The organism is Salinimicrobium catena (assembly GCF_900102915.1).
Lineage (GTDB): Bacteria > Bacteroidota > Bacteroidia > Flavobacteriales > Flavobacteriaceae > Salinimicrobium > Salinimicrobium catena.
In genome coordinates this window covers 317,725-331,383 of record NZ_FNGG01000002.1, presented here as the reverse complement: position 1 = coordinate 331,383, position 13,659 = coordinate 317,725, and the positions used below count along the sequence as shown (strand labels likewise).

The window sequence follows — 13,659 nt, the reverse complement described above, 5'->3', positions numbered from 1 at the left end:
TTGTAGAGGGACAAAGCCAGGGATAACTCCCTGATTACAAGGATAAAGGTAGGTCTTCTAGTTTAAAATTAATGCTAATTTTACGTGGTATTACTCTGACAATTAATAAGTTAAAATTGCATTTTATCCACCATATTATGTTTAATTATGAAAATTTTTATCCTTTAAGCGTAGGTTTATGATAAAATTGGAAGGAAAAAGATTTTGATTTGTAGGAAGCCTTTTCAATAGTTTAAGAGGTCTTATCAATAGTTTAACAGAGATAGGGGCTGCTTTATTAATTTATACAGTTTCAGTACCTTTGCCCTCTTGAATAAATTTATGGCTGTTACTGAAGAATATATTGAGATTTTAGGGGCGCGAGTTCACAACCTAAAGAATATTGATATACGAATACCCCGCGAAAAGTTAGTGGTCATCACCGGCCTTTCCGGCTCCGGAAAATCTTCCCTTGCTTTCGACACTATTTATGCCGAAGGCCAGCGCAGGTATATCGAAACTTTTTCTGCTTATGCCCGGCAATTCCTTGGAGGACTCGAACGACCCGATGTAGACAAGATAGACGGGCTTTCCCCGGTGATCGCGATCGAACAGAAAACCACCAGTAAAAGTCCCCGCAGTACTGTAGGAACCATTACAGAGATCTATGACTTTCTCAGGTTGTTATACGCACGGGCCAGTGATGCCTACAGCTACAATACGGGTGAGAAAATGGTGAGCTACGGAGATGAACAAATTCGCGAACTCATTATTGAAAAATTTACAAATAAAAAAGTAAACGTACTTGCGCCGGTAATTAGGTCCAGAAAAGGGCATTATCGTGAGCTTTTTGAGCAGATCGCCAAACAGGGCTTTGTTAAGGTAAGAGTCGATGGGGAAATTCGGGATATCGTAAAGGGTATGAAACTGGACCGCTACAAGACCCACGATATCGAGATCGTTGTGGATAGGCTAAAGATCACTTCTAAAGAAGAGGTCGAAAATCGGCTTAGCGAGAGCATCAAGACCGCCATGTACCACGGTGATGATGTTTTGATGATCCTGGAACAGGATTCTGAAGAGCTAAAATACTTCAGCCGAAACCTGATGTGTCCTACTACCGGCATCTCCTATCCTAACCCGGAACCCAATAATTTTTCTTTCAACTCTCCAAAAGGAGCCTGCCCGGTTTGTAACGGCATAGGGACCCTTCACAAAGTTAATCCCGATAAGATCGTGCCCGACAAAAGCCTGAGCATCAAAAAAGGCGCGCTTGCTCCGCATGGTCCGCAAAAGAAAAACTGGATCTTCAAACAGCTTGAAATGATCGCTGAGCGCTTTGAATTCTCTCTTAATGATCCCATAAAAGACATTCCTGCAGAAGCTCTTGAAATGATCCTTTACGGCGGAAAGGAAAAATTCTCCAAAGAATCGAAAACTCTTGGAATAACCCGCGACCTAAAAATAGATTTTGAAGGGGTGGCCAGTTTCATTGAGGAAACTTACAACAAGAATGAATCTACCTCCTTACGCCGATGGGCGAAGGAATATATGGACAAGATCGTTTGCCCCGAATGTAACGGCAGCCGATTAAAAAAGGAGTCCCTCTATTTCAAGATAAACGAAAAAAGCATTGCCGACCTCGCTGAAAAAGATATCGTTCACCTTGCCGAATGGTTTAAGGAATTAGAACCTGAACTGACTGAAAAGCAAAAGAAGATCGCTTCCGAAGTCATTAAGGAAATAAACGTAAGATTACAGTTTCTCCTGAATGTTGGGCTGGATTATCTTTCACTGAATCGCGGATCAAAAACTCTTTCGGGAGGTGAAGCGCAGCGTATTAGGCTGGCCACCCAGATCGGTTCTCAGCTTGTAGGGGTTCTTTATATCCTGGATGAGCCGAGTATAGGGCTGCATCAGCGGGACAATGAGAAACTGATCAATTCCCTCGTGTCCCTGAGGGATCTGGGAAATTCGGTACTTGTGGTGGAGCATGATAAGGACATGATAGAACGTGCGGACCATGTTATTGATATAGGCCCCGAAGCGGGAAGGCATGGCGGAGAGATCATCAGCCAGGGCACCCCTGAGGAGATCAGGAAGCACGATACCATTACCGCCAATTATCTTAACGGCAGCATGGAGATCGAAGTTCCGAAGAAAAGGCGTAAGGGAAATGGCAAAAGCATAGAGTTAATAGGAGCCACCGGGAATAACCTCAAAAACGTTTCGGTCACTTTTCCATTGGGAAAGATGATCGCCGTGACGGGAGTTTCGGGAAGCGGGAAGTCTACTCTTATTAACGAGACCCTCTACCCTATTATGAATGCTCATTATTTTAACGGAGTAAAAAAGCCGATGCCTTATACGCGCATCAAAGGCCTGGAACACATCGATAAGGTTATAGATATTAACCAGACGCCCATTGGCCGCACACCTCGCTCCAATCCTGCGACTTACACAGGTGTTTTTTCTGAAGTGAGAAGTCTTTTTGCCAAGACACCTGAGGCCATGATAAGGGGGTATAAACCAGGACGCTTCAGTTTCAACGTCAAAGGCGGAAGGTGTGAAACCTGTAAAGGCGGAGGCCTGCGGGTAATTGAAATGAATTTCCTGCCCGATGTTTACGTGGAATGTGAGACCTGCCAGGGAAAACGATTCAACCGGGAGACGCTGGAAATTCGGTATAAAGGGAAATCGATTTCAGATGTACTCGAAATGACCATCAATGAAGCTACAATCTTCTTTGAGAACATTCCAAAGATATACAGGAAATTAAAGACCATTAAAGATGTTGGCCTGGGATATATCACCCTTGGGCAGCAAAGCACTACTCTCTCGGGTGGGGAAGCCCAAAGGATCAAACTGGCCACCGAGCTTTCAAAAAGAGACACCGGTAACACCTTTTATATACTTGATGAACCCACTACAGGGCTCCATTTTGAAGATATCAGGGTGTTGATGGAGGTGCTGAATAAACTCACCAATAAAGGAAATACAGTTCTTATTATAGAACATAACCTGGACGTGATCAAGATCGCAGATTATATCATTGATATCGGGTATGAAGGCGGAAGGAATGGCGGGGAAGTCGTGGCTACCGGTACGCCCGAAGAAGTAGCGAAACACAAGAAAAGTTATACTGCACAGTTTCTTCAAAAAGAGCTAATTTAGCAGGCAATCGAAATAATTTATGAGAACAGAAACAAGGAACAAAAGCTGGAATGAAATAAAAACGAACGACTCCTGGGCCATTTTTAAGATCATGGGAGAGTTCGTGAACGGATATGAAAAATTAAGTCAAATTGGCCCCTGCGTTTCCATTTTTGGATCTGCACGTACCAAGCCCGAGAATCCCTACTATAAACTTACAGAAGAGGTGGCCAAGAAGATCGTTGAGCACGGCTACGGGATCATTACAGGAGGTGGACCGGGAGTCATGGAAGCTGGAAATAAAGGTGCTCACCTCGCCGGAGGTACTTCTGTAGGACTAAACATTCACCTGCCGTTTGAACAGCATGACAATCCTTATATAGACAGTGACAAAAACATCAATTTCGACTACTTTTTTGTAAGAAAGGTAATGTTCGTCAAGTATTCTCAAGGCTTTGTGGTGATGCCCGGCGGTTTTGGTACACTGGATGAACTCTTTGAAGCCATCACCCTTATTCAGACTAACAAAATAGACAAATTTCCAATTATCCTGGTAGGACGTGATTTTTGGAGCGGGTTGATAGATTGGGTAAGAACCACTTTACTCGATACCTTCCAGAACATTAGTGCAGGAGATATCGATATTGTCCAGGTAGTAGATACGGCTGAAGAGGTGATCGAGATCCTTGATAAGTTCTACGAAGAATACAATTTAAGTCCAAATTTCTAATTTGGAAAATATCTGTAATAAACGGTTTTTCGGGGATGAAAAGCCGTTTGTTATTGATAAGAGATCATTCCTCCTCGTTGGTTCGGAAAACTCCTAAAATAATACTAATTCCCCTTATATTTACTCATCAAAACAATATCTTGCCCTCCTGAAGAAGCAATTGTACAATTCCATCTCTACACTTAGAATTACCTTGACCAGCAAAAGCACTTTTGGAATACTTTTCTTACTCCTGTGCGGCAGTATTTACGGGCAGCAAAAAACCTATCTTAAAGCAACCCTTAACGACTCTACAAAATCTGTCTATGTGCAACAGGTGCTGGAGTATCGCAACCTAAGTCAGGATACGTTACAGGAGATCTATCTCAATGATTGGATCAATGCTTTTTCTGACAAGAGAACGCCTCTCGCTCGCAGATTTTTTGAAGATTATGACCGAAATTTCCATTTTGCGAGGCAGGAAAAAAGAGGGGGAACTACAATAAACTCGATATCCAACAAAGAATTTGAGATCTTGTCCTGGAAAAGACCTCTGGGCCACCCAGATCTTATCAGTATTATTCCAGACAATCCTATAGCACCCGGAGAGGAATATGTGATCAACCTGAATTATTCGGTCAAAATCCCAAGTGAAGATTTTACCCGTTTTGGTTATTCCAATCGCGGAAAATACCAGTTAAGATATTGGTTCCTGACCCCCGGCGTATATAGGAATGGCTGGGAGGTATACAGCCACAAGAATATGGGAGACCTTTTCGTTCCGAAGTTAGACCTTAAAATCGACATCATCCTGCCCCCGCACCTGGCTGCAATTTCCCCTCTTAAAGTAGAAGATATTGAGCAGCAGGAAAATTCAAAGTTGGTTAGCCTTTCAGGATATGACCGCCTGGAAACCGAACTTTTCCTCACTCAAAGCTATGTTTTTGAGGATATTGAAACCGAAAATCTTCGCGTTCTTACCAATATGGAGGACGACGGCTTAAACCCTGTGCACAAGTCTCTTATTGTAAAACGGATTATTGACTTTCTGGAAGAAAACCTGGGAACATATCCTCACGATAAGCTACTTTCCACCCGGGAGCAATATGCAGCCAATCCTGTATACGGTCTTAATCAGCTCCCAAAGTTCCTAAGGCCTTTTCCGCAGGGATTCAATTATGACTTGAAGCAGTTTAAGACGATTACCCAGAACTACCTTCAGAATACTCTTATGCTCAATCCTCGGGAGTCGAAATGGATCTTTGACGGGATCCAGACATACCTGATGATGGAGTATGTCAACGAAAATTATCCAGATCTAAAAGTATTAGGAAGCCTGAGCAAGGTAATTGGAATAAGGTGGTTCCATGCTGCAGACCTGGAATTCAATGATCAATATCCTCTGCTTTACCTGTTCATGGCAAGACAAAACCTGGATCAGCCACTCTCCATACCCCAGGATTCACTGGTGAAATTCAATAAGAATTTGGCGAATCCTTATAAGGCCGGAGTTGGCTTTAAGTACCTCGATCATTTTTTGACAAATGAAACCGTAAGCAAGTCTATTAAAGAATTATATGAGGATTATAATTTACAGCCTGTTGATCCCGAAGATTTCAGAAAGATCCTGAAAAAAAATGCCGACAAAGACATTGAGTGGTTCTTTAAGGATTACATCGAAACTGACGAAAAACTCGATTTCAGAATACGTAATGTGAAGATTGAAGGTGATTCCCTGGAGATCACTATCAAGAATAAGACTGGAAATGGAATGCCTGTTTCATTGTACGGGCTTAATAATGGCAAGGTAGTGTATAAGACCTGGGTAGAGAACGTGAGAGACACCAGGGTGGTTTCCATTCCTTCAAAAGGAATAGAAACTGTTGCACTGAATTATGAAGGCGAGGTCCCCGAGATCAACCAGCGAAACAACTACCGCAAAGTGGGAGCCATAATAAATAAACCATTGCAATTTCGTCTTCTTAAAGATGTGGAAGATCCACGCTACAGCCAGCTCTTCTTTATGCCGCAGGCCGAGTACAACTTATATGACGGTCTCTCTCTTGGCGCCAAGGTCTATAACAGCACTTTGCTCAACAAGAATTTTGAATTTGAAATAGCGCCGCTATACGGGACCGAAAGTAAGACTTTGGTGGGAAGCGCCGGCCTTACACATGAAATATTCTTTGAAGATGAGCATTTGCACGCACTTAGGTATGGAATAAGCGGCAGTCGTTTCTCTTATGGGTACGGCCTTTTCTATCAACGGCTTACCCCCTACCTCACCATGTCCTTTAGGGATAGCCCCCTAAGGAATAGCCAGAAAGAATTTTTGGTCGTGAGGAACGTAAACGTCTACAGGGATGAAAATCCGGAAGAACCACTTGACGTTGCCGATTACAGCGTGTTCAATGTCAATTACTCCTACAGCAATCCGGGGCTTGTGGAGCATGTGACCGGAAGCGTTGACCTGCAGGTAGCCGAACAATTCGGGAAATCCTCTTTTACACTGGAATATCGAAAACTCCTGCGCAGTGACCGTCAAATCAATGTACGCTTCTTTGGCGGCGCCTTTTTCTATAATGATATGCCGAATTCAGATTATTTCAGCTTTGCTTTAGACAGGCCTACAGATTATCTTTTTGATTATAATTACTACGGGAGGAGTGAGACCAGCGGAATTTTCAGTCAGCAGATCATCATGGCCGAAGGTGGCTTTAAATCTGATCTGGACCCGCAGTTCGCCAATCAATGGATCTCTACGGTTAACGCAAGTACCACTATTTGGAAATGGATCTTCGCTTATGCCGATGCAGGCCTGGTCAAGAACAGGGATCAATCGGCCAAGTTTCTTTATGATTCAGGAGTAAGAGCAAGTATCATTCAGGATTATTTCGAGATCTTCTTCCCCATCCACTCCAGCGACGGCTGGGAATTCACTTCGGGCCGCTACGATCAAAAGATAAGATTCATAGCTACTCTTGATCTAAGAACAATATTAGGGATCTTTACCCGTGAGTGGTTCTAAATGTCTGAAAAAAAGAACCTTCTGATTTTCACATAATTTCAGTATTTTTAATAAACTTCTGTTATTTGGTTTTTCACTGAAAAATTTTCACTGATAAGGAGGTTAAATTCAGAAAAACGGAATTTAATCGCATATTTTTGAATTGTAATTAATCATTGTTTTTTTTACATTTGTGCATATATAAAATACATATTTATGCAAAGTGAAACCTCCTCTAAAAGTGCTATTTCTTTTGAAGATTTCAAGACTCAAGTCATTGAAGATTACAGGCTTGCGGTCACCAGCCGGGAGTGCAGCCTTCTGGGAAGAAGGGAAGTGCTGACCGGGAAAGCGAAATTCGGGATTTTTGGAGACGGAAAAGAAGTGCCGCAGCTTGCCTGGGCCAAAGTTTTTCAAAATGGAGATTTCCGGTCAGGATATTATAGAGACCAGACCTTTATGATGGCTATAGGCGCACTGAACATTCAGCAGTTCTTTGCCGGCCTTTATGCCACCACCAATATAGAACAGGAACCAAGCTCTGCAGGCCGCCAGATGGGCGGGCATTTCGCCACTCACAGCCTTCAGGAAGACGGAACCTGGAAGAACCTGACTCAGCAAAAGAATTCCAGCGCAGACATCTCCCCTACTGCAGGGCAGATGCCCCGGTTAGTTGGACTGGCTCAGGCTTCTAAAATATATCGAAATGTAGAAGGCATTGATGCTGCAAATTTCTCTCAAAACGGAAATGAGATCGCCTGGGGAACCATTGGAAATGCGAGTACCAGCGAAGGCCTTTTTTGGGAAGCCATCAATGCGGCCGGGGTGCTACAGGTACCCATGGTAATGAACGTATGGGATGACGAGTACGGGATCTCTGTGCATGCCCGTCACCAGACCACCAAGCAAAATATTTCTGAAGTGCTTAAGGGCTTTCAAAAAGATGAAGACAAGAACAATGGGTACGAGATATTTACCGTAAACGGTTGGGATTATCCTGCTTTGATCGAAACTTATGAAAAGGCAAGCAGGATAGCCCGCGAGAACCATACGCCGGTCTTGATCCATGTGAAGGAATTAACTCAGCCGCAGGGACATTCCACTTCAGGTTCACACGAAAGGTATAAAAGCGAAGAGCGCCTTCAGTGGGAAAGAGAGCACGATTGTAATGTGAAGATGAGAGAATGGATGATCTCCGGGAACATTGCTACCGAAGAAGAACTGCAGGCACTTGAAAAGGAGGTCAAGAAGGAAGTTCGCGACGGAAAGAAAGCGGCCTGGGAAGCACATGTTTCCCCGGTAAAGCATAGACACCAGGAAGTGCTGCCTTTATTGGATAAAGCGGCTGCATCCAGCTCAAATAAAACTTTTATTCTTCAACTGAAGAAAGAACTTTCAGAAAACAAGGAGCCGCTTAAAAAAGACCTTTTAGTGGCCGCTCGCAAGACCCTTCGTTACATGATCGGCGAGGAATCTGACGCCAAGCAGGAGTTGATCAACTGGATCGAATCTTTTACCAAAGATACGCAGCCACAGTACAGCAGTCACCTGTACAGCGATTCACAGTACAACGCCTTGAATATAGATGCGGTCGCTCCTGCTTATTCTGAAGATTCCGAAGAGGTTGACGGGCGTGTGGTACTGAGAGATAATTTTGATAAGATATTTGAAAAATATCCTGAATCTCTGATTTTTGGAGAGGACACCGGGGAGATCGGGGATGTGAACCAGGGACTTGAAGGTCTGCAGGAAAAATATGGAGAATTCCGCATTTCTGACACCGGAATTAGGGAAGCTACCATCCTGGGACAGGGAATCGGAATGGCCATGAGAGGCCTTCGTCCAATCGCTGAAATTCAGTACCTGGATTACCTGTTGTATGCCCTGCAGATCATGAGCGATGACCTGGCTACCCTACAGTATCGTACTGCTGGAAAACAGAAGGCGCCGCTTATAATTAGAACCAGAGGCCATAGGCTTGAAGGTATCTGGCACAGCGGTTCTCCTATGGGCGGAATCCTTCACCTGTTGAGAGGTATTCATGTACTCGTTCCGCGAAACATGACCAAAGCAGCCGGATTCTACAACACGCTTTTAGAAAGCGATGAACCTGCCCTGATCGTGGAATCGCTTAATGGTTACCGTCTCAAGGAAAAGATGCCTAATAACCTGGGAGAATTTAAGACACCTCTGGGAGTTGTGGAAACGATGAAAGAAGGGAATGACATCACGCTGGTGTCTTATGGTTCCACTTTACGCCTTGTAGAACAGGCTGCAAAAGAACTTTTAGAGTTAGGAATTGACGCCGAAGTCATAGATGTGCAATCCTTACTTCCGTTCGATCTCAACCAGGATGTTGTGAAAAGTGTGGCTAAAACCAGCCGTTTGCTAGTCATAGATGAAGATGTACCGGGAGGAGCGTCTGCCTACATCATGCAAAAGGTCCTTGAAGAGCAGAATGCCTGGAGGTATCTGGACAGTAAACCACAAACGTTGACTGCAAAAGAGCACCGTCCGGCTTACGGAACAGACGGAGATTACTTCTCAAAACCTTCTGTAGAAGATATTTTCGAAAAGGTATATGCCATCATGCACGAATCAAATCCCGGAAAATATCCGCAGTTAAGATAAAATATCAGATAAAGATAAATTGGAAAAGCCACAGTACTCAAACGTATCTGTGGCTTTTCTCTTTATGGAAACTAAACTAATTAAACTACTACTTCATCCATTCAAATTCTGACATGCTGAATCCTTCAAAACAATCGTCTCCGCATAGGTCTGGAACGTTTCCGCATAAGGTCATCACTCCTTCCTCTGTAGTGTCGAAATAGAGGGTGTGAGTTTCAGGATCGACCATCAGGTAATCTGATCCGCATTCGGTATACATCTTGTCCATATCGTAAGCCGGCCAGCCCTCTGAATGACTTCCAATATCTTCTCCTTCTTCAAAATAAGAATTCAACACCTCTTTACTTCCATCATCTTCAGACATTTGAAAAGCTTCATATTCTCTCGATACCACTTTCCCGTCTATAACAGTAACGGTTGTCTCACTTCCGAAACCTGAAAAAGACAGTTCAAGCACGGTGTACCGGTAAGAATCCTGGTGCCGTTTTTTTAGAGTTTTCCATTCCTTTTGACTTTGCACAAAATTATACCCATTCTCTCCCGTGACCAGTAAATTGGGTGCAAAGACCTCTGTACTGCAAGAGTATGGCATCAGAAAAACCAACAAAATAATTGATAAGTAAAGTTTCATCTTCCCCTCCTATTCTTTCAGTTAATTTACGGAAAAAGAATCGGGTGTGCAGATTTTTAACACCGGGGAATTGTTAATTTACATCCAGGATCTTTCAATGCTCTCCACCCGGTACATCAGAAAATTGACCAGCGGGGTCACCTCTTTTTTGCGTACTCCGTTGAAGCTGATATCCCCTCCCGCGGAATGGAAAGTCAGATTTACGATCCCTCTTCTTTTATACCAAAGAGGCTGCCGAACAGATACCGCCTGCAGCCGATAGATCTCCAAAAACTGCTCTTTCCTGTTCCATAAGCCTGAAGTTTTCACCAGAATGTCCTTATCCAGGCCTAGTTTTAATCTTTGGAAATAAAAATAGTTGTACAGGCTTAACAGGATCAGGTAAACACTCACTAAGCCTCCCAGGAGCAAAGTAGGAAACTGAAAAATAAATCCTACTACGAGGCCTAGAACTGCAGGGATCGAACCCCTTGAAAATTTCCTCCACAGGACGATCTTATGCGGAAGTATGGTGACCTTTTCTGAACTCTCCTGCTTAAAAATGAATTTCTGGACCTGTTTCACCACTTCGGGAGATAGGCCGGGCATTTTTATACGGCTTTTTTCAAGATCATCCTGACTGCTGGCAAGGGAGATCTTAAGTGTATAAAGATCAAGGAACTTTTGAACAGGGTTGGTGCTCACTTCCAGCATCTGCACCCGGGAAGACCTGATGTTCACTTTGGTATTGTTCCGCAGGCCCATTTCCACCTGCAGCGATTCGTGAAACTGCTTCAGGTTAAGGTCATAATACTTGATCACGGTTTCGGCCACTGTTATGACCATCCCAAAAAGCAGTAATCCCATTATAAAAACGAAGGAACTCTTTTCAACAAACTCCTGCTGCCCTGGTATTTCATTAGGAAAGACCTCATCAAGCATGAATTGGTCCCGCAGAGTGAAATAAAATGCGAGGATAAGACCTACCCCGCGCAGGTAATTAGAGGATAAACCGAGTTTTATAAGAGTCAAAAGACTTACATGGTATTCCCATTTTGGTTTTTTAAAAGTTGCCTTTTCCGGTGACTCTTCAGCAGCGGCTTCCAGATCTTCACGGCCACCGAAAATTTCAGCTTCCTTCAGCTCCATCAGCCGTTCGGAAAGTTCATTCGCTTTCTCCTGAAAGAGGGCTTTAATTTCAATCTCCTTGTCCTGGCTTCCGGCTGTTTCAATTACCACGCTATACACTCCTATTAACCTTTGCAGCAGGTTTCTTCTGAAGTTTACCTGCTGTATCTTCTCAAAGGGGATATTGATCACATCCGTAGAAACCACTCCTTTCCGCAGCACAAACTCCCGGTTCTTTTCATCAATATGGAACTTAAAATTCAGAAAAGCCAGCACCGAATATGCAAGCGTTAAAAGCAGCACCACAAAGAGGCCCAGAATGGTCAGCAGCATGATCTGCCGGTCCACCTCCCTTACCAGGAAATAGATCACAACCACCCAGAGATTCCTCACCAGGTGAAAAAGTGCGGTCCCAAAAATGAGGATAAGGCCTACCTTTGACTGTCTTTGAGGTTGTGAAAAATCATATTCAGGCATGGCCGGAAATTCTTTCGGAGATCTCTTCCTTTAACGCAGTCGCTGTCTCAGGCGGTAAGCCGGGGATATTCACATCACTTCCCGAGCCGCCGGCAGTGAAGATCTTGAGCGTGGAAATGTTCAGAAGCTTGTCAAGGAAATTCCGTTCTACAGAAACATGCTGAATACGATTAAAAGGTACCACAGTCACTTTTTCAAAAATGAACCCGCGCCTGTAGATCACGTCCCGCTCCCTTAGACCATAGCCATTCCTTTTTGCCAGTTGATAGTTATTGTAATAAGACCAGCCGAAAAGCAGCACGAAAAACCCAAAGACCAGCCAAAAGATCAATTGATAACCCGCTAGAAAAAAAGAGGCCACTAATATGCCGCCCATAAAAAAGGTCAGGGAAATGCTGGTATTGATGTGAAGCTTAAGCAGGTATTTTTTGGAAAGCGAATGCAGCTTCACCTGCTCATATTGAGGCAGGGAAGCTACATCAACTTCCAGATTCGAAAAATCTCCTGATCTTACGGGATCCATTTTTTCTCAAAGTTAGGTTTTCTTTTCTCCAGGAAAGCATTCCTTCCCTCCTTGGCCTCATCGGTCATGTAGGCCAGGCGGGTGGCTTCTCCCGCGAAAACCTGTTGCCCCACCATCCCGTCATCGGTAAGGTTCATCGCAAATTTCAGCATTTTAATGGAAGTTGGGGATTTAGCCAGGATCTCCTGTGCCCACCCATAAGCCGTGTCTTCCAGCTCCTCATGTGGGATAACGGCATTTACCATTCCCATTTGAAAGGCTTCCTGCGCCGAATAATTTCGACCCAAAAAGAAGATCTCACGAGCCTTTTTCTGGCCCACCATTTTAGCAAGATAAGCCGATCCGTATCCCCCATCAAAACTGGTCACATCGGCATCGGTTTGTTTAAAGATCGCATGTTCTTTACTGGCAAGAGTGAGGTCACAAACCACGTGCAAACTGTGTCCGCCGCCTACTGCCCAGCCGGGAACGACAGCGATGACCGCTTTAGGCATAAAACGGATCAGGCGCTGCACTTCCAGAATATTCAGGCGGTGCATGCCGTCTTCTCCCACATATCCCTGGTGCCCCCGTGCTTTCTGATCTCCTCCGCTGCAGAAGGAATAAACACCGTCCTTAGACGAAGGCCCTTCCGCAGAAAGCAATACCACGCCAATAGAGGTATCCTCCTGCGCATCATAAAAAGCGTCATACAGTTCACTGGTGGTCTTCGGCCTAAAGGCATTGCGAACATCGGGTCTGTTAAAGGCGATCCTTGCTACGCCGTTCGCTTTTTTATAGGTGATATCTTCGTATTCTTTTGCTGTTTTCCAATCAATAGTAGCCATAGTCAAATAATTTCAGTAAAAATAGCCTTTTCAAGGCCAATAAAAAAGTCCGCCTTTAGCGGGCAGACCTTATTTTGCTTTTCTGCGGAAAAATACTATTCCTGCATGTATTTCATCATGATGGGCTGCAATTGCATTCCCCATTCCTGCCCTATTTCCATACCTCTCTTGGTAAGTTCAGGAGTGATGTCCCTCATCTTTTTTCCCACAGGAGTATTGTAAAAGGCAAGTATCTGATCAAGCTCTTCTTCAGTAAACTTTTCTGTATAGATCTTTGCAAGGCGTGTATAAACATCATCTAGACTGGCCATCATTTCATTTTTAAAGGCTTCCTGGTTCTTTTCCGGGATCATTTTTACAATAGGATCCAACATAATATCGAATTGTTGTCCTGAAGTCATTTCGATAAGACTAACCGCCTTTTGCTGAAGGTCACTGCTTTCCTGCGCCTGAGACTGAAACCCGATGAACCCGAGGAAGAACAGGCAAATAAATTTTTTCATTGCTAAGTGTTTTTGATTGGCCTCTAAAATAGATTTTTAATTTAAGTACCGGGAGAAAAAAAATGTTTTTCAGCTATGAGGCTTTTCAAAGGGAAACTTGCCCGCCAGACAT

At 43.8% G+C, this 13,659-nt stretch carries 9 protein-coding genes; 4 read left to right on the top strand and 5 right to left on the bottom strand.

Annotation, left to right across the window (positions count from 1 at the left end; genetic code table 11):
* The first annotated feature begins 321 nt into the window (after positions 1–321).
* The 4 genes from uvrA (at position 322) to BLS64_RS06035 (ending at position 9,479) form a co-directional block, all read left to right on the top strand.
* Positions 322–3,153 (top strand): excinuclease ABC subunit UvrA, encoded by a 2,832-nt coding sequence (uvrA, locus tag BLS64_RS06050; protein WP_093112615.1) that lies wholly within the window; start codon positions 322–324, stop codon positions 3,151–3,153.
* A gap of 19 nt (positions 3,154–3,172) precedes the next feature.
* Positions 3,173–3,862: an LOG family protein gene (locus BLS64_RS06045; protein WP_093112614.1), complete on the top strand. Its 690-nt coding sequence runs from the start codon at positions 3,173–3,175 to the stop codon at positions 3,860–3,862.
* A gap of 193 nt (positions 3,863–4,055) precedes the next feature.
* Entirely contained in the window at positions 4,056–6,869 is a 2,814-nt protein-coding gene (locus BLS64_RS06040; RefSeq protein ID WP_245693381.1) for a gluzincin family metallopeptidase, read from the top strand.
* A gap of 195 nt (positions 6,870–7,064) precedes the next feature.
* Complete coding sequence (locus BLS64_RS06035; RefSeq protein WP_093112613.1) at positions 7,065–9,479, top strand: alpha-ketoacid dehydrogenase subunit alpha/beta; 2,415 nt, start codon at positions 7,065–7,067, stop codon at positions 9,477–9,479.
* Positions 9,480–9,567: 88 nt separating this feature from the next.
* On the opposite strand, the gene BLS64_RS06030 is transcribed toward BLS64_RS06035, so the two are convergent.
* The 5 genes from BLS64_RS06030 to BLS64_RS06010 form a co-directional block, all read right to left on the bottom strand.
* Complete coding sequence (locus tag BLS64_RS06030; RefSeq protein ID WP_093112612.1) at positions 9,568–10,110, bottom strand: hypothetical protein; 543 nt, start codon at positions 10,108–10,110, stop codon at positions 9,568–9,570.
* Positions 10,111–10,188: 78 nt separating this feature from the next.
* Entirely contained in the window at positions 10,189–11,694 is a 1,506-nt protein-coding gene (locus tag BLS64_RS06025) for a PH domain-containing protein (protein ID WP_093112611.1), read from the bottom strand.
* A complete protein-coding gene (locus BLS64_RS06020) occupies positions 11,687–12,217 on the bottom strand; it encodes a PH domain-containing protein (protein WP_093112610.1) in 531 nt (176 codons plus the stop codon). The genes BLS64_RS06025 and BLS64_RS06020 overlap by 8 nt, the downstream gene beginning before the upstream one ends.
* Positions 12,205–13,044, bottom strand: coding sequence for a 1,4-dihydroxy-2-naphthoyl-CoA synthase (locus BLS64_RS06015; protein WP_093112609.1), 840 nt, complete (start codon positions 13,042–13,044; stop codon positions 12,205–12,207). The genes BLS64_RS06020 and BLS64_RS06015 overlap by 13 nt, the downstream gene beginning before the upstream one ends.
* A gap of 95 nt (positions 13,045–13,139) precedes the next feature.
* Positions 13,140–13,547 carry a DUF2059 domain-containing protein gene (locus BLS64_RS06010; protein ID WP_093112608.1) on the bottom strand — a complete coding sequence of 136 codons (408 nt, stop codon included), beginning with the start codon at positions 13,545–13,547 and terminating at the stop codon, positions 13,140–13,142.
* Positions 13,548–13,659 lie beyond the last annotated feature (112 nt).